The sequence below is a fragment of the Dactylosporangium cerinum genome, from assembly GCF_042653625.1.
Lineage (GTDB): Bacteria > Actinomycetota > Actinomycetes > Mycobacteriales > Micromonosporaceae > Dactylosporangium > Dactylosporangium cerinum.
Genome location: NZ_JBHSIU010000130.1, coordinates 851,170 through 869,168, shown reverse-complemented (window position 1 = coordinate 869,168; position 17,999 = coordinate 851,170). Strand labels below are relative to the sequence as shown.

9 protein-coding genes are annotated in these 17,999 nt (G+C 72.0%); 1 reads left to right on the top strand and 8 read right to left on the bottom strand.

Annotated elements, in window-relative coordinates:
* Nucleotides 1–2: 2 nt before the first annotated feature.
* From ACFPIJ_RS61875 to ACFPIJ_RS61850, 6 genes are read right to left on the bottom strand one after another with little or no spacing between them, the layout of a single operon-like run.
* Nucleotides 3–3,452: a hypothetical protein gene (locus tag ACFPIJ_RS61875; protein ID WP_380128907.1), complete on the bottom strand. Its 3,450-nt coding sequence runs from the start codon at nucleotides 3,450–3,452 to the stop codon at nucleotides 3–5.
* Nucleotides 3,449–5,254, bottom strand: a complete 1,806-nt coding sequence (locus ACFPIJ_RS61870) for a hypothetical protein (RefSeq protein WP_380128906.1) — start codon at nucleotides 5,252–5,254, stop codon at nucleotides 3,449–3,451. Before ACFPIJ_RS61870 ends, ACFPIJ_RS61875 begins: the two co-directional genes overlap by 4 nt.
* Nucleotides 5,251–5,541 carry a hypothetical protein gene (locus ACFPIJ_RS61865; protein ID WP_380128904.1) on the bottom strand — a complete coding sequence of 97 codons (291 nt, stop codon included), beginning with the start codon at nucleotides 5,539–5,541 and terminating at the stop codon, nucleotides 5,251–5,253. The genes ACFPIJ_RS61870 and ACFPIJ_RS61865 overlap by 4 nt, the downstream gene beginning before the upstream one ends.
* A gap of 8 nt (nucleotides 5,542–5,549) precedes the next feature.
* The gene (locus ACFPIJ_RS61860; RefSeq protein ID WP_380128903.1) at nucleotides 5,550–6,959 is read right to left on the bottom strand and encodes a hypothetical protein; all 1,410 of its coding nucleotides are present in this window, start codon (nucleotides 6,957–6,959) and stop codon (nucleotides 5,550–5,552) included.
* A gap of 5 nt (nucleotides 6,960–6,964) precedes the next feature.
* On the bottom strand, nucleotides 6,965–7,678 hold the full coding sequence (locus tag ACFPIJ_RS61855) for a hypothetical protein (protein WP_380128902.1): 714 nt from the start codon (nucleotides 7,676–7,678) through the stop codon (nucleotides 6,965–6,967).
* A 5-nt stretch (nucleotides 7,679–7,683) separates the two neighbouring features.
* Entirely contained in the window at nucleotides 7,684–11,127 is a 3,444-nt protein-coding gene (locus tag ACFPIJ_RS61850; protein ID WP_380128900.1) for an FtsW/RodA/SpoVE family cell cycle protein, read from the bottom strand.
* 391 nt (nucleotides 11,128–11,518) lie between these two features.
* Between ACFPIJ_RS61850 and ACFPIJ_RS61845 the strand changes: the two genes are divergently transcribed.
* Nucleotides 11,519–11,758, top strand: a complete 240-nt coding sequence (locus ACFPIJ_RS61845) for a P-loop NTPase fold protein (RefSeq protein ID WP_380128898.1) — start codon at nucleotides 11,519–11,521, stop codon at nucleotides 11,756–11,758.
* Nucleotides 11,759–11,931: 173 nt separating this feature from the next.
* Here ACFPIJ_RS61845 and ACFPIJ_RS61840 read toward each other — a convergent pair whose 3' ends face one another.
* Both ACFPIJ_RS61840 and ACFPIJ_RS61835 read right to left on the bottom strand, forming a co-directional pair.
* Entirely contained in the window at nucleotides 11,932–16,182 is a 4,251-nt protein-coding gene (locus tag ACFPIJ_RS61840; protein WP_380128897.1) for a LamG-like jellyroll fold domain-containing protein, read from the bottom strand.
* A gap of 278 nt (nucleotides 16,183–16,460) precedes the next feature.
* Nucleotides 16,461–17,957, bottom strand: a complete 1,497-nt coding sequence (locus ACFPIJ_RS61835; protein WP_380128896.1) for an aldehyde dehydrogenase family protein — start codon at nucleotides 17,955–17,957, stop codon at nucleotides 16,461–16,463.
* Between the last annotated feature and the right edge of the window lie 42 nt (nucleotides 17,958–17,999).

The following is a 17,999-nucleotide window of genomic DNA, read 5'->3' as shown; positions in this document are numbered from 1 at the left end:
GCTCACGCGTACACCAGGACGATGCGGACCTTCCCGGTCCCGGGGATCGGCGTGCCCCTCGTGATGGGCACGCCGTTCAGCCGCTGGACCTCATCCCGCAACAGTCTGATGACCTTGTCCGCATTCCGGTTCGCCAGGTCGGTGTTCGGGGCGATGCCGTGCACGGTCACCCTCACGATCTCGTGCCCCTGCAGGTCGTCGAGCTGATTGCGGACCGCCGTGAGGACGTCCGGGTTCTGCTGGCTGCTCTCCCACGACGCGTCGATGACGGCCGAGGTCGGCGCCGCCGGCTGCTCCGTGGCCGGGGCCGACGAGCGGGCGGCGGTGGACGGCGTTCCGTCGGTCGAGCGGGTGACCACCACGCTCGGCGGCGCCGACGCCGCGGTCCGGCCCGGCTCGGCCGTGCTTCCGGACAGGTCGAAGGAGCTGCACCGCGCGAGGCCGAGCGCGGCCAGCACGACGACGAAGGACAGCACGGCCCAGCCCACGGCCCGCCGCCTGAGCCGCTTGAGCAGTCTGCGGAGACGGCCGGGCGGCCGGGCGGCGGCGGCCGGGCTGACGACGGCGGCGCTGCCGACGACAGGCTTGTCGCGGACCGCCGGCCGGGCGGCGATCCGATCGTCGGGCCGGTCACCGGCAGTTGCGGGGCGCAGCCGCTGGCGGACCGCGCTGACACCGGCGGCCGGATGCCGGACCCACCCGGCCACCCGGGCCCGGCCGCGGACGGCCTGCGCCTCGCGGAACAACGGCTTGCCCGTCCTGGTCTGTTCGTCGACGGCCAGCAGCTGGCTCAGCGCGAACAGCTGGTCGTCGCTGACGGGCTCCCCCTTGGCGGCGTCGGACACGATCCTGCCGCCCGTCACGAGCAGCGCCCGGAGGAACCCGCGGCCGGCCTGCTCCACGGGGTAGCACAGGGCCGCCTCGACGAGCCACCGGTGGCGCTCGGCATGCTTCGTGACGCGCCGGAGCAGCTGCCGGATGAAGCTGTGCAGCTGCTCCAGGTCCGGGTCGCGCTCGCGGATCAGCTCATACGTGGCGTGCAGCAGCACCGCCGAGTGCCGGCCGCCCAGCTTCCCGGTGGCGGCACGGCCGGCCCGGGCACCGACGTAGCCGTCCTGGATCACCCGCCGCAGCACGCCGATCGGGTCGACGATCCGGAACAGCGCGACCAGCGCCGACTCCGGCACCGGAAACCGGCCGAGCGCATCGACCAGTGCGTCGGGGAACAGGTGCATGCACGTGCCCGGCGTGAGTCCGAGCCTGCGCAGCCAGGGGTCCGCGGCGGCCAGGTCGGCGTGGCTGTGCAGCAGCGCGCCCCGGACCGTCATCGCCTCGATCAGCGCCACCCACACCGCGACGTCCGGGCCGTACCGTTGCAGGGTGTCGCTCAACCGGTGGTGGCCGTCGGGCTTCGGGGTCACCGCCGTCGGCACGCCGATCACGTTGTCCGCAGGCCTGGCCCGCTGCGCCAGGATCAGGCCGTCGATCACCAGCCGCGCAGCGTCCGCGTCGGGCCGTCCGTGCAGATACGCGCGCGCGTGGTCCGGATACTTCGTCGACCACCGCGTCACGAGGCTCGCGTTGTGCCGCACCAGCGACCGCACGCCGGAGCCCAGCAGCATGGCCGGGACCTCGTCGATCCCGATCCGCCGCAGCCCGGGCAGGTTGAGCGCGAGCTCGTCGAGGAACCCGGCCAGCGTCGGCGCCTGGCTGGCGGACAGGATCGTGCGGAGCTCCGGCTGTGCAGGGTCACCCGGCTCGCCGGCGACCTCCGCGGCGGTCGACACGAGCAGGTCCAGGGCGGCCCGCTGCACGTCGTCGAGCCTGGGGCGCACGCCGGCCGGCACGTCCTTCCCGGCACGGGCGACCTTCGCCTCGACCTGAGCCCACTTCGCCTCCCGCAGATCCTCCGGCACCGGCGCGGCGACGAATCGCTCGCGGTCGTCATCTGACCGGAAGAGGCAGGTGGACCACGTCCATCGCCCGGCGACCCGGGCCGGAAGCACCGCGAGGACCTGCTCGATGAGCACCGCGTTGGCCGACGGGCCGGCACCGGGCAGCAGGATCTTCGGCTGGTCCATGACCAGCTTGGCCAGCACGTCGGCCAGGTCCGCGGAGCTTCCCGCGGCAGCGCCCGCCGGCCGGGTCCAGGCCTGCTCCGCGCCCGCGCGCCAGACGTCGAACGGGTGCCACCTGCCGTCGGCGAACCCGAAGCGGCAGCCGCCGGCGGGTCCGAACTGCTGGTTGCGATCCTCCGCGCCGGCGCGGACGCCCCGGCCCACCTCGATGAAGCACCACAGCTCGACGTTGTCGACCCGGACCCGGCGAAGGCTCCAGAGCGGATGCCGCAGCGTCTGCCGGTAGCCCTCGGGGACCTCCACCTCCACCCGGAGGGACTCGGTCGCCTGCCGGTACGTCCGCGACACCGACGCCTCGCCGACCAGCTCGACGCCGTTGCCGCTGTCGCGCCAGGTGACCCAGGTCAGCGGCGCGAGACCCGCGCTCTGCGCCCGCGGCCGCGCCACGACCGCGGGCGCACCGGCTCCGGGCTGCGGGCGCACCGGCTCGACGGCGCGGGCACCGCCCAGCACCTCGGTCTCGCGTTCCTCGAGCCGGAGGCCGCCACCCGGCAGCGCCGGAACGGGCGCCGCGACCCTGGCGGCGGCCATGGCAGCGGCGAGCTCCGGATCGAGCAGGAAGTCCGACAACCGGTCGGTGGACGAGCCGCGCGCGGCGGCGGTCACCCCGGCGTCGTCCATGCGGTCGACGAGCTGCGTCAGCGCCTGCCAGGTGGTGTCGTCGAGCGCCGACGTGTCCTGTTCGGCCAGTTCGGCCGACGCCCACACCGCGCCCTCGCCGGGCTCCTCCGGCGACCGCCAGGCCTCCGGCGGCCGGCCCGCGACGAACCATCGCTCGGTCGTGAACCAGCAGGTGGACCAGAGCCAGTCCGTGGCGGCCTTCCGCGGCAGCACCGCGAGCAGCCGGCCGATGAGATGCGCGTTCCCCGCCGGGGATCCCGGCAGGCGCACATACCGCTGGCCGCTCGCGACTGCGGCGAGCACCCCGGCGGTGACCGCCGGATCCGGCGTCCCGAGCTCGGCCCGGCCGTGCAGCGCATGCCCGACCGCCTCCGCCCAGACATCGGCCGGATGCCGGGTGATGGGGGTCAGGAAGAACCGGCACACGCCCGCCCCGAACCGACCGCCCCGGCCCTGTTCGATGAAGCACCAGTAGTTCCTGCGCTCGTGCTTCACGTGCACGAGACTCCACATCGGGACGTCGGCGGTGTCCGCGACCTGCGGCGGAAGCACCTTGACCAGGCGGGTGAGGATGAGCCGGTCATGCACGATCTTCCAGTGCCCGCGCACGGCGTCGTCCTGCGCGGGGGCCAGGACGAACTCGCCGTCCTCCTCGACGTAGACGACGACCGCGAGGAATCCCGTGGCGCTCATGCGCGGGCCTTCCGCAGCGACGCGAGCAGCAGCTGGGTCAGGGCCGCGGACGGCTCCTCCATCTGCGGGAACCGGCCGGCGGGTTCCAGCGGCTCGAGCTTGTGGATCTCCTCCGGTCCGGAGACGGTCGTCCGGGCGACGGGCACGGTGGTCAGCGGCGAGCACAGGAACAGCCGGACCCGCTGCCAGTCGTTGAGCAGGACGGAGGCGATCGCCGCGTCGTGGCCGAGCCCGTATGCGATGCCGCAGCCGAGCGCGGACATCACGACGTCCCGGATGAGCATCACCTCGCCGGAGCCTTTGACCGTGGACTGGTCGAGATGCTCGCCGATGGACACCACCTCGATCCGCCGGCTGGACACCGACATCGAGCCGCTGGCCTGGATGTCGACGACGTCCTCGTCGCCCTCGTGCACGAGGCTCCAGAACGCCTGGTGCCGCGAGTAGTGCTCGAGCAGGCCGCGGGAGACCTGCCGGATCCGCTCCTCGGCCACCCGCTGCTGGGCGGACCTCGCGCCGTAGAGGTAGTCCATCAGCCGCTCCGCCTGCGGGTCGAGCCGCTGGCTGCCGGCCACCCACCGGCGGCTGAGCCAGGCCAGGTAGGTCGCGACGCCCCGCGCCACGCTGCCCTTGCGGCCGATGTCCTCCAGCTGCTTGCCCTTGCGCAGCGCGGCGTGGATGACGTCGCACTTCGAGACCGCGATCAGCAGCTCCAGCGCGCGGCCCTCCTCGACGGCGTAGTCGTTGTCGACCAGGGTGAGGGCGTTGCCGATCTCCCGCTGCGTGTGCTCGCGCCGGGCGCGGACCGCGGACGCCCCCTGCTCGACGGTGGTGCCCGGCCTGAGGCTGCCGTCGAGCACGCTGTCGTACTCGTCGCCCTGCGCCAGGCTGTCCCTCGTCAACGGGTCCAGCGCGGCCGCGACCACCGGGTCGATCACCCAGATGAGGGCGTCGTAGGCGCGCAGCTTGTTGCGCTCGCTCTCGTTGCTCTGGCCGGGCTGGAACAGCTCGCCCGGCAGGTCGGCGATGCCGGTCCAGGTCAGGATCCGGTCGCTGCTGGTCCGCACCACCAGCGGCTGCCGCAGACCCATGCCCCACTGCCTGGCCCGGTTCTGCCCGTCGGTCACCGTCATCCGCACCATCTCGCGGATGGCGCCCAGCGCGTCGTCGAGCAGGCGCCCCAGGATCCGGGCCGGGCGGGTGTCCTGGCCGATGGTGGGACTCATGGCGGTGTTGTCGGTGACGGTCTTGCTGTACTCGGCGGCGCGCTCGGACAGGGGCACCTGCTCCAGGGGGTTGAGCCTGTGACGCTGCACCCGCCCTCCCTCGACACGGGGGAACATGTTGTCCGGGTTGATCAGGTTCTGGCTCACCATCCGGACCAGCAGGTAGGTCTTGCCGCTCGCCGGCGCCCCGACGGCGGCGACCATGTTCCACCGGTCGACGCGCTGACGGTCGTTGGTCAGCCGCCGCATCCTCGCGTGGGAGGGCTCGGCCTGCGGGAAGATGTGGCCGTCACCGCACAGCAGGTAGACGAACTCCACCTCACTCTCGACGAAGGCCGGCACCCTGGACACCGCCGCCGGGAAGTTGACCGCGCCGGCGCCGATCACGACGATCCGCCAGGCACTGTCGCCGGCGGCGTCCATCGGGCCGACCTCCAGCCGGAAGCACGGCGGCCGGTCGAACCGGCGGGTCACCGGGTCCCATCTCGTGTCCGTGCCGAGCGTCGAACCGCAGATCGGGCAGATGCCGCCGAACTGCTCGTTCAGTTCGCCCTGCGCGCGGCCCGGCCGGCTCACCGTGCCGCCAGCACGATCAGGAACAGCACGAGGCCGAGCACGACGCCGCCGCCGACCCCGGCGAACGTCCCCCAGCGCCGCCCGACGGCCGCCGCCTGCTGCAGGTACCCGGCCAGATACGGCTCGACGATGTCCCGGGTGGCCGGGGAGGCGTACCCGCCCGAACTGATCCATTCGGCGAGCTGCCACTCGATCCGGCTGAACTGCGTCGCCGGGCCGCACGCCGACGCCACCTGCCGGTGCAGCCGCCAGCGCTGCGTGTCGACCAACCGCTGTTGTGTCGCCATGTCCACCCCTACCCGAACACCGAGTACAACAAGATGAAGATCACGATCGCGACGGCTGCGGCCGAGCCGGCCGCCCGGACGAAGGCGGCGCGGAGCGCGACGTCGTTGGCGGTCTGCTCGATGGCGCCGTATCCACGCCCGCGCATCAGCTCCGGCCGGATGGACGGCACGGCGAGCGCCGTCGTCCGGATGCCCTCCAGGTCGGCGGCGTAGGCGACCGGGTCGGCCGTGGGGAAGAGCTTGGGCTTCGCCTCCTCGATCACGCAGGCGCTCTCCGCGCGCAGCACCCGCTGGATCCACGCCGCCGAGGACCAGCTGTCGAGCTCGATCTCCGGGCCGAAGGGCTCCGCGAGCGTCTGGATCAACGGCTGCCACTGCCGGTCCGGGCGATCGGGCCAGTGCGCGCGGAGCGCGGCGATGACCAGCCTGCGGTCGTCGGCGGTGCGCCAGTCGGCGCCGGAGTGATACCCGGTGAGCTGCTCCGGGGCGCGGAGCAGCACCCGGTCCACCCAGCCCTTGCCGGCGAGCGCCGTCAGGACGACCACCGCGAAGCCGAACCGGTCGTGCGCCCGCAGGATCGCGGCGTCCACCCCGAGGTGACGCAGCTGCGGGTTCTCGAACCAGTCGGTGATGGCCTTGTAGTGGTACGGCTTCGTCGGCCGCAGCGACCGCGGCGGTGGGTACACCGGCGTCACCGAGTCGGTGTCGATCAGGACGTAGCCGGAGACGTGGTGGGTGTTGTACCGGCAGACGTTCGCCGGCTTGATGTCGCAGTGCACCGTGTCCTGCTGGTGCAGCGCGTCGAGACCGGCCGCCATGGCGGTGAAGTCCTGCAGGTGCTCGGTGGCCGGCCAGCCCTGGTGCTCCTCCCAGTGCAGGTCGTCCATGAACGGCGACACGGCCAGCAGGTAGCGCTCCGGGGCCGGCGGCGAGTCGGTGAGCCACGAGGGCAGCGCCGTCATGATCCGGGAGGCCATGGCGGAGGGCGAGGCGGCCAGCTCGGTCTGCACGGGGCCGACGATCTCCTGGCCGCCGTCGCACCGCACGATGTGCACCGGCACCACCGACCACGGCGGGTCCACGGGGCTGACCCGGTCGGTGCTGAGGGCGGAGTTCGCGCCGCGGATGTAGCTCGCCTGCTGCCCGAGGTAGCGTCGCAGTGCCTCCGCCTCACCGAACGAGCGGCAGCGGTAGACCTTGACGAACCACTTCTCCCAGCCGTCGCCGAGCCGGTTCTCCGCCGTGGTGTAGCGGACCTCGGCGGTGAGCGGCTCACGGTGCGGGTTGCGCCCGCCGTTGAGCGGGACGTCGAAGTCGACCCGGCGCCACGTGCCGGTCGGTGGCTGCGCCACCTCCAGCTCGGCGCGCCAGCCCGGGGCGTTGAGGTGCACGACGAGTTGCCGTTCTCCGGTTCCCACCACGGTCACCACTCCCGCTCGTTGAGGAGGTAGTTCAGGACGCTCTCGCGCCGGTCCAGGGTGTAGGCGATCCGGCCGCGCGGCCCGATCCTCAGCTGCTGTCCCGGGGCCAGCCAGTGCCCGTCGACCTGCACGGCGTAGTCGGGGCGGGCCGATGTCCGGCGCAACTCGACCAGGCCCTGCCAGTAGCGCAAGTCGAGCAACGTGCCGCGGGGCACGGCGTTGAGGTAGTCGGGCAGTGGGATCTCGTACCGGAAGTCCTCGGCCGCCGGCCCACGCCGGATCGGCAGCCAGTCGGCGGACGCAACGAGATGGAACACATACTGATGGTCACGCTCGTACGCAAGGGTCAGGACGAGCACCGGATGCGCCGGCTCCGCCGGCCGGTCCTCGGGCGGCGGCACGGGATCGCCGCGCAGCCGGCCGCGGACCGACACCTTGTGCCACGGCGCCGGCAGGTGCTCGTCGACGGCGAACAGCACCTGGCCGAGCCGGGCCCCGGGCAGCTCCGCGCCGAGCACCCGCAGCGCATACGGGCGCAGCGTGTTGCGCAGGCTCACCACCGGGCGGGCCGACACGACCGTGATGGTCACCTCGAGCCGGCGTGCGTCCGAGCGGCCGCCGGTGTGCTGCCGCGTGCAGTACTCCAGCAGCCGCTCACGGAACTCGTCGACCACGCTGGTCTCGAAATCGGGGTCCCCGGGGAGGTGCGGGTGCACTGCGGCTACCTTCCGATCGTCCGGCTGATGGCGTCGAGGACGAGCTGCGCCCGCCGGGAACCGGCGTCGTCGCGGCACTCCAGCACCGTGGCGAAGGCGACCGGGCGTCCCTCCGCGGTGCGCAGGAACCCGGCCAGCCAGGTGTACCGGTCGGCGAACGGGCGCGGCTGCGGTCCGGCGCGGGCCGGCAGCTCGTACGTCCCGGTCGTGAGCCACACCTCGCGCTCGCCGTCGCCCGTGCGCATGACCCCGCGCAGCCCGGCGGCCAGCTCGGTCGCCGCGGCCGACGGCAGCGCGCGGTCGGGCCGGCCGAGCGGGACGGTCTCCGGCAGCCCCGACGCCGGGCGGGCCAGCGTCGCGACGAGGCTCGGCTGCACCGTCACGCCGTCGTTCGCGATCGACGCCATCATGGTCGCCACGCCCAGCGGGGTACCGACGATGCCGGTGCTGCCGGCGGCCATCGCGGCGGTGGCGCCGAACGGGGCGTCCGGCGGGACGCAGGTGCCGGCGCCGCCGACGAGGGGATGCACGAGCCAGGCCGGCGTCGCCGAGCAGTCGCCGAGCGCGATGCCGAACCGCTGCGCCTGCGCGGCCACCCGGGACCAGCCGAGGTCCTGCGCGACGGCGCCGAGCGCGGCCGAGCACGAGGTGGCGAGCGCCTGGGCGAGCGTGAAGCGGCCCTCGACGGCGGCCGGGCAGCCAACGCTCGGCACCTCGTCGCCGGCGGTGTTCCCGGGCTCGTGCAGGTATGCGGCGGCGACGAGCACCATCGCGACCTCCCCCAGGTTGTGCCGCCCGCCGAGGGCCCGGTTGACCTGCGGGTCGGGCAACGCCACGGCCGGGTCGCCGCCCACGTACCGGCGCAGCTCCACCAGACTCTGCTCGCCGGGACCGGCCGCGGGGCGCTGCATCGACCGGGTCCAGCAGCTGCCGGGCGGGGCACCCGGCGGGCCGGCGACGCAACCGCGGTGGGACTGCTCGTAGTCGACCACCGCGGCGCGCTCCGCGACGGCGTCCCGCGCGACGACGGGGCCGGCCGGCTCGGCGGGCGTGGTGACGGCCGCCAGCACCCGGCCGTCCTGCGCGTCGATGACGACGGTCCCGCCGACCAGCGGCAGTTCGCCGCCGGAACCGGTGGACCGCATCGCCTCGGCGGTCGCGTGCTGCAGCTTCGGATCGAGGTTGAGGCCGAGCCAGCCGTCCGCGGTGGCCCGGCCTCCGGGCGGCGCGACCCGGCCGGTGAGGGTGGTGCCGGCGGTGCCGTCGAGCACGGCGCCGAACGGGTCGACGGTCAGCTCCAGCACGCCCGCACCGGTCCCGAACCGCAGCAGGCCGGCGACGTCGGCGACGGTGAGCCCGCCGAGCTCGGGGTCGTCCACCACGGACCACGTCCCGGCGGGCCGCTGCTGCACCAGCCCGCGGCGGTCGCCGAAGCGGACCTCGACCCGGGTCCGCTGGTGCGCGAGGCGGTCGGTGGAGCACTCCCCGGGCTCGGGACGCGGCGAGGTCATCGACTCCGGCCGGGGCTGCCGGGGCGGGCACAGCGGGCGGTGCGCCCCGTACGACGCCGGATGCCAGCCGCCGCCCAGCGGCGCCACGTAGGGCACGAGCGTGACGACGGTGGCGACGGCGAGGCAGATCGCCAGCGGCGTCAGCAGGCCGAGCCGTCCCGCGGACGGGGGGCGCACCGGCTCGGGCGTCCACGCGGTGCCGGCGGCGCCGCGCACGGCCCGCCCCGCGGCCAGGACCGCCAGCAGGCCGAGCAGGATCGCCAGGTTCGCCTGGCCGCCCCGGGACAGCAGGGGCGCTGGTACACCGGAGTGCGGCAGGACGTTGACGCCGGCGGCGAACACGAACAGGAACTGCCCGGCGATCATGGCGCCGAGACCGGCGGCGAACAGCTCCACGGGCGTGGGGCCGGTGCCGAGCGTGGCGGCGGGCCGGCGGGCGGCCCTGGCCAGTCCCAGCCCGAGCAGCATGGTGAGCACGGCGGCGAGCAGCACCGTGACCGCGCCGAGCTTGTGCCAGATCACCACCAGGATGAAGTCGGTCGAGCCGGCCGGGACGAACGACGACGTGGTGTCGGCGAGGCCGCGGCCCAGCAGTCCGCCGTCCGCCACCGCGGACAGCGCCCGGGCCACCTGCGACCGGCCGCTCTCCGCGTCGGCGGAGGCCGCCCGCAGGCACCCCTGCCAGCCTTCCGGGACCGCCGGCAGCGCCTCGGCGGGCACGCAGCCGGAGTCCCAGCGGTACTGCCACGGGTCGGCCCAGATCCTCGTCCGCTCCCCCGCGTAGTCGGTGAAGAACACCGCCACGAGCAGGGTGACGACGAGCAGCAGCGCGCCGAACCCCAGGAACGGCCGGTAGGCGCGCAACGACTTGCGCAGCCGCCGCACCGTCCGGCCGACGAGCCGGCCGCTGCCGGCGTTCGGCTTGCCGAGCATGGTGAACCGGGTCGCCGCCCAGGTCACCCCGACGGCCGCGGCGAGCACGGACACGACGGTGCCGAAGTCGTGCCGGAGGCCGCTGAGGACGGCGACGAGGCAGAACGCGCCCAGCGGGTACAGCGCGTAGCGCCAGGACCGCAGCGGCCGGCCGAACCGGCGCCGGTTGATGTCGAACCAGTGCCCGGCCGGGGCGACGAGCAGCGCCAGCAGGGCCAGGAACGCGAGCTTGCCGAACTCGGGGGTGGCCAACCAGGCGAAGGTCAGCGCCGCACCGCCGGCACCGCCGCCCGCGACCGGCACCAGCGGGGCGGCGAAGAGCCCGACCACGGCGACCAGCAGGACGATCCGGGCCCGCCGCAGGTGACCGGTTGCGCTGGTGCCGCTGACGCCGCCGGCCCGGCCGGGTCCGGGCCGGGCCGGGTGGGCGGGGTGATCCGGCTCGACCCCGTCGCTGGTCGCGACCGACCAGGCCGACCGTCCGGCCCGCCGCAGCCGGTCGCCGGCGGCCCGGCGCAGCAGCAGCGCGAGCAGGGCCGCCGCGGCCACGCCGAGCAGTGGCACGCCGAGCGCCCGCAGGCCGTTGAGCAGAGGGCCGGCACGCAGCGCGGCGGAGAAGGTGTCGGCCGGGTCCGGCTTCACGACGAGCCGGATCGTCATCAGGGCGCCGAGCTCGGTGAGCACCGCGGCCGCGGTCACGGTGACCAGCACCGCCGCGGCGACCGCACGGTCCTGACCCGGCCGCGCGAAGCCGGCGCGGGCGGCCACGCCGAGGCCGAGCACCGCGCCGGTGGTCGCGAGGACCCACCAGCCATACCGGGGGTCGGCGATCCAGAACCCGGCGGCGACGAGCGCGATCGCGGCGCCGAAGGTCGCCACCGAGCCCGGCATCGGCCGCCCGCTCCCGCCGGAGCCGAAGCGCAGCACAGTGGCGACCAGGACCGCCCAGCTCAGTCCGGCCACGACCAACAATGTGCTGGTCAGCTCCGGGAGCCGGTCGATCATTTCCGCTGTACCTCCCGCCGGTCACACTTCGGACAAACGACCCACGGGAATGCCTGGATCACGACAGTTCATTGACCGGGACGAACCAAACGAATGGTGATCGCAGAGCTGAACCTACCGGCCTCATTCGTGGACGTAATCACCCGGACGGACGATCGGGCGACCCTGCCGGACACCAAATTCGGCGTCGTCCGGTGGTATCAGCCGCACGGTAGGGCATCGCCCACCGCTCGTCCGTCAGGTACGGCTGTCGCTCTCGCACCAACCGGCCAGCCGGATACTGGCCGAATAGGCGACCGCACGCATGCGGTGGCATTCACTACGGAAGCTGACCCGCCGATACGCGGACGCCCGCGGCGTGGTCGAGAGTCAGGCCGGGAACCTTCGCGCGATGCCGCAGAAGGAGGCGGACAGAATCGGCGGGAAGAATGCCCGGCTGGTGTTCTTCGCCGACGATCTGGACCGCTGCGAACCGGACCACATCATCGACCTGATCGAGTCAGTCAAGCCTTTTCTGGACCTTTCCAACGCATTCGTCGTGCCGGCGATCGCCAAGGAGCCCAACCCGCGCAAGAGCCTGTACCTCTTCCTCGAACAGGCCGCCTTCCTCCGCGGCGCGAGCGCCCGGTAACGATGACTTCCTGAACGCAGCCGGCGCACGACGTGGGCCCCGGGAGGATTCCCGGGGCCCACGTCGTGCTGTTCACTCGGACCGAAACCTGGCTGCCCGCCGGTTGGGGTGTCATCACTGCACCGGCGGGCCGTCAGATCGGCCCTACGCCGGCGTGGATGCCCTGCATGCGCTCATCGGCGACCCGCATACAGCTGGTTCACGTGGTCGGCGCTGAGCTCGTAGCCGTACAGCCGGAAGTCGTCGATCAGGCCGTCGAACCTGTCATCGCCCCAGCTTGTGCCACCGATGAAGTTGGCCGTGGTGCTGCCGCTCACGCCCACCGCACCGATGCCGAAGGGGAAGTCGGTGCGAGTGGCCTTCAGGACGCCGTTGAAGTAGATCTTCCCGGTCGAGCCGTTCATCGTGAACACCACGTGTGTCCACGCGTTGAGCGGCAGGTCGTTGCCCGCACCGAGCAGGAGCCGTTCCTGCGTGGCCACCCCCGGTGCCTTGAACGTGGCCCCGAACCCGGTGGTATTGCCGCTCGTGGCCGACTGGAGCAGGAAGAACGTGTCCGTGCTGCTGCCGATCTGCACCAGCGGCACCCAGTTCGGCAGCGTGTCCGGACGGGCCCAGAAGGACACCGTGAACTGGTCGGTCAGCCCGGCCTGGATGTTGTCCGGCAGCCGGACCTGGTTACCCGTGCTCGCGGCACCGCCCGGCAGGTTCACCGCTGGGCCGTACTTGCCGGACGCGCTCCAGGACGTCGTGCCCTGGAAGGTCGCTGCGCCGGTCGACGCCTTCGCGCCCGAGTTCGCGGCCGTGGTGCCCGTGTTCTCGTCGAAGCTGTACCGGATCGAGACGCCTTCCCGGTACATCGCGCCCACGTCCGACGCGCTCAGCGCGGACGTGTAGATCCGGACGTCGTCCATCAGACCGTCGTACGCCGCGTCCCCGTAGCCGTTGCGACCCAGCCAGTTGTTGGCTGTCGGACCGATTGCCGTCATGTCGATGGTCAGGTCGGAACGGGTCGCGATCACCACGCCGTTGAGGTACAGCGTGCCGATCGAACCCTGGCGGGTGAAGGCCACGTGGTTCCACTGGCCGGCGACCACGTCCTGCGCCGGAGTGGCGTAGACCCGCTCCTCGGGGCCGGTCTTCGCCTTGAAGGTGACCGCGAGGCCGGTGCTCCCGTTCGCCTGGGTCTGCATCTGGATCTGGTAGTAGCTCCCGGCGGAGCCGAGTCCGTCACCGATGTGGAACAGGCCCGTCCAGTTGGACTTCGTGTCGGGACGCACCCAGAACCCGGTGGTGAAGTTCGCCGCGCCCTGGAGCAGGTTGTCCGGCAGGTCGACCGCGTTGGCGGTGCTGCCACCGGGCAGGTTGATCGCCTTGCCGATCACCCCGTTGCCGGCCCAGCCGGTGGTCCCGGTCAGGACGGCGGACCCGACGCTGCCGACGCTGCCGGTGTTGGCGGCGACGGTGCCGGTGCCCTCCTCGAACTCGTACCGGATCGGAATGCCGGTGGTCGGTGGCGGCGGGTTGTCGCCCACGATCACCAGGTCGTCGATGTTCAGCCCGGCACCGGACCCCGCTGCGGCCTTCACGGTGAGCAGCTGGTTGGCGGTCGCAGCCGTGAAGGTGCCGACGTATGTGGCGTAGGCGGCCGTCGACGGCTGTGCTGTCGTTGCGGTGAGTGTGGCGTTCAGGTTGCCGATCGTCACCGTTCCCGTCGCCGCGGCGGTCCCGGACGACCGGGCGTCGCGTGCGTACCGCAGTGAGAGCCGGTACGTGTTGCCGGGAGTGAGATCGCTGACGGTGCGGGTGATGCTGCCCGTGGTGCCCAGGCTGAGCTGGTAACCGGTGAAGCCGAGGCCGCCCTGACCGGTGGCGTTGCCGCGCACCAGCTGGACCTGGCTCTGGACCGACCACGGCACCATCCGGCTGTTGCCAGGGGCGACGTCAACGGTCGCGGGCGGGTTGTTGGTCCGCCACTCGGCGGGCAGGCGCGGGTACTCGAACTGGTCGACGACCCGCGGGTTGAGCTGCGTCATGATCACCGAGGGATCGATCTGCAGGATCTTCGCGACCGACGGGGTGCCGGTGTTGTCCCAGACGTACAGCATGTACGACCCGGGCGGGGCGTAGTTGCCGTTGAGCGGCGAGGTGATGTTCACCGTGCCACCCGACTGGGAGAACGCCAGGTCCTGGAAGTTCTGATCGTTGTTGAACCCGTGCGTCACCGAGCCGTTGCGGACCAGCGTGACCCGGGAGACCGTGCCGGTCGCGGTGATCTGGAAGTTGCCGTTGTAGCCGATCTTCTGCGGCGCGGCGCTGATCACCGGACGCGGGGCGACCGAGTCGCCGTTGAACAGGTAGTTCGGCGAGTAGTACTCGACGTCCGTGTAGTTGCGCGGACCGGGAGCGCCGCCGCCGCCGACCATGACCCGGCCGTCGGGCAGGAGCAGGGCCGTGGAGTGGTAGAGCCGGGCGTGCTCGTGCGCCACGACGACCTCGGACCAGGTGTTGGTCACCGGGTCCCAGATCTCGGGGTTGGTGACGTAGCTGCCGTTGCCGTTGTTCTCCCGGCTGCCGCCGGTGATCAGCACCCGGCCGTCGGGCAGGAGCGTCGAGGTCAGCCAGTGCCGCTGGTACTTCATCGGCGGGATCGCCGTGATGACCGGGTTGGCGGTGCCGCCGGTGATGTCGATGGTGAAGCCGGCGCGGGCGCCGTCAGGGCCACCACCGTTGCCCCACCAGCCGCCGCCGACCTGCATGATCTTGCCGGGGCGGTACATCACCGCGGTGGACGTGGCGCCGACCGGGTTGCCGTTGGCGCCCTGGTTGGAGATGTTGGTGGGCAGGGTGCCACGCAGCGTGATCTGGCCGGTGCCGCCGTTGCCGGCGGGGTTGAGCTCGTACATCTGCGTGCCGGTGATGTTGAACAGCGTGCCGGTGGTCGGGGCGACGAACGCCCGGGGGTACCACCAGCGGTTCTCGTCCGCGCCGGCGTGGTCGGCGCCGCCGTCGCCGTACGCGACCGAGCTGGTGGCGCCGGTGAGCAGCTTCCAGCCCGTGCCCGTCTCCGGGGTGTAGATCTCCGGGGTCTTGACACCGGCACCACCGGGTCCGCCGGTGAGGGTGCCGCCCTGCACGACGACGGAACCGTTGGGCATGGTCGTGCCCGTCGGGTACCACCGCGGGTAGTTCAGCGGCGCCTCGGTCTGCAGACCGTTGTTGGTGGAGTAGCTGGTGACGCCGATCGAGCCGTCGTTGGGGGCGTTGCCGCCCATGCCGTCGTCACCGCCGACCGTCATGATCGAGTGGTCGTGCGGCATCTGGACCTGCATGGAGCAGAACAGGTCGGTGTACGTGGTGTTCGGCAGGATGCCGTCGCGCAGGTTCGCCAGGGTTCGTGGCGTTGCGGGGTTCCAGACGTCGACCTCCATCTGGCCGCCCTGGGTCACCCCGTCGTTGCCGGTCCAGTCGTACGGCGTGGTGTCGTTGGCCCAGCCGCCGACGCTGCCGAAGGACTGCACCCGGCCGTCGGAGGTCAGGGCCATGTTGATCGGGACCAGCGGCCACGGCGTGACGCCGCTCCAGGCACCGGCCTGGTCCTTCCGCGGCGGTGAGCAGTCCGCGGTCACGAGCTTGGCGGCGTAGGCGAGGCCGTTCTTCATCTGGGCGAGCATGTAGGGCTCGGCGTACGCGGTGCCCTCGTGGCCCATGGAGGTGTACCAGGACCGGCCGGAGTCGATCGTCTGGCACCAGGTGAGCGGGTGCGAGGAGCCCTGGCGGCCCATGCCGTACGAGGCCTCGTCGGCCTCGATCAGGGTGCGGACGTTGGGCCCCGGGTTGACGACCCAGTCGTACCACTCGTCGCTGCGGGTGATGCTGGTCGTCACGCCGGCCACGAGGGGGTGCGTGGCGTCGCGCACGAAGACCCGGCCCGGCCGCACACCGGGGTTCTCCGGGTGACCTTCGGAGACGGCGCCGACGAGGCGGGCGTAGAACGGGTTGACGTCGTGCTCGCTCTCACCGACGGACCAGCCGGTGTAGTGCATGCCCATGAAGCCGCCGCCGCCGCGGATGTAGGCCTCGAGTGCGGAGCGCTGCGACGCGTTGAACAGGACGCCGCCGGTCTGCGCGAAGACCACCGTGTCACGGATGGCGAGGTTCGCGGTCGTGAACGCCGCCGGGTCGTCGGTCTCCTGGATGTCGACCGGCTGGCCGTACTGGGCGCCGAGCTGGGTCGCCAGGTCACGCACAGCCTGCCGGGCCTGCACGTTGGAGGCGTGGAAATTGGCCTTGTAGAACAGCAGCACGCTGAGCCGGCCGTCGTCGGCGGGGGCCGCCAGGGCCGTGGCGGGAAACGCGGCGGAGGCTGCCGATCCGGCGACCAGCGCCAATGCGGCGAACCCAGCGGCAGCCCGTCGGGACAAACCGCCAAACAGTCGATCGAAATGAACAGATAGGTGGAATCGGGCAGACCTGCGGGGCACTTTCATAAGAGATCCCTTGAGGTTCGGCGGACGTGGGGGCGAGGCGGACGCCACCACGGAGAGCCTGAACGTAAGACACGCATGAATACATAGTCAAGAACTGCGTCTACGTACATGAACCGAGTTTTCAAGCGTTCTCATATGCGAACCTCGTCCGAGCACGGGACAGGCCCCCGAAAGCATTTCCGGGGGCCTGTCCCGTCAGGTCACGCGAATGCTCACCGCAGTTCGGCGATGACGGTTTTGAGCTGGGTGTAGTCGTCCAGGCCGAACGATCCGAGCTCGCGGCCCCAGCCCGACTGCTTGAAGCCACCACGCGGCAGGGTGACGTCATCGGCATGCCAGGTGTTGAGCCACACCGTGCCGGCCCGCAGCCGGGCACCGACGCGGTGCGCGGTGCCGATGTTGTTCGACCAGACACCCGCGGCAAGCCCGTACACCGTGTTGTTCGCGGCCGCGACCACCTCGTCCTCGGAATCGAATGGCAATGCGGTCACGACCGGACCGAAGATCTCGTCGGTCTGCACAGCCATCTGCTCGTTCACGGAAGTGATGAGTGTCGGCGATACGAAGAAGCCGCGATCACCAACCGCATCGGCACTTCCCGCGTTCAGAACGGCGCCGTCCCGCACCGCCCCACGGATGTAGCCCAGCACCTTCTCATGCTGTTCCTGAGAAACGAGCGGACCCATCTGCGAGGTCACGTCGAAACCGTCGCCGACTTTGATCGCGGCCGCGGCCGCGGCCACGCCCTCGACGACCCGGTCGAAGACGCCGCGCTGGACGTAGAGGCGCGAGCCGTTGACGCAGCACTGCCCCTCGTTGAAGTAGCCACCCAGCACCGCGCCGGCGATGGCGGCGTCGATGTCGGCGTCGTTGAAGATGATGTTGGGTGCCTTGCCGCCGAGCTCGAGGGAGACCTTCTTGAGGTTGCCCGAGGCCGCGGCGGCGATCTTCTTGCCGACCTCGGTGCTACCGGTGAAGGCGACCTTGTCGACACCGGGGTGGTCGACCAGCGCGGCCCCGGTGTCACCGAAGCCGGGCAGGATGTTCACGACGCCGGCGGGCACGCCGGCCTCGAGCAGGAGCTCACCGAGGCGCAGGGCGGTCAGCGGGGTCTGCTCGGCCGGCTTGAGGATGACGGTGTTGCCCGCGGTGATGGCCGGGACGATCTTGAAGCAGGCCATCAGCAGGGGGAAGTTCCACGGCACGATGCCCGCGACGACGCCGACCGCCTCGCGGCGGGTGTAGGCGTGGAACTCGCGGCCCGGCACGGACATCGGGATGGAGGTGCCCTCCATCTTGGTCGCCCAGCCGGCGAAGTACCGGAAGAGCTCGGCGGAGATCGCAACGTCACCGTCGCGGGCCGCTTCGACCCGCTTGCCGTTGTCGAGCGCCTCCAGCTGGGCGAACTCGTCGGCGTGGGCGTCGATGAGGTCGCCGATGCGCCACAGCAGGTGGGAGCGCTCACGCGGCGTCATCTTCGACCACGGAGACGGGGACTCGAACGCCGTGCGAGCCGCCACGACCGCGCGATCCACGTCGACTGCGGACGCGTGCGCGACCTGGACTAGCACCTCCTCGGTCGACGGGTTGACGGTGGCGAACGTTTTGCCGTCCTTCGCGTCCACCCACTCGCCGCCGATGAGCAGCTGCTTGGGTGAGGACAGGAACGATCGGACGGCGGGCAGGAGCTTGGCGTTCTCGTGGGGCATGGTGGCCTTCCGTATGTACAGACTGCAGAACCTTGGTCGTGA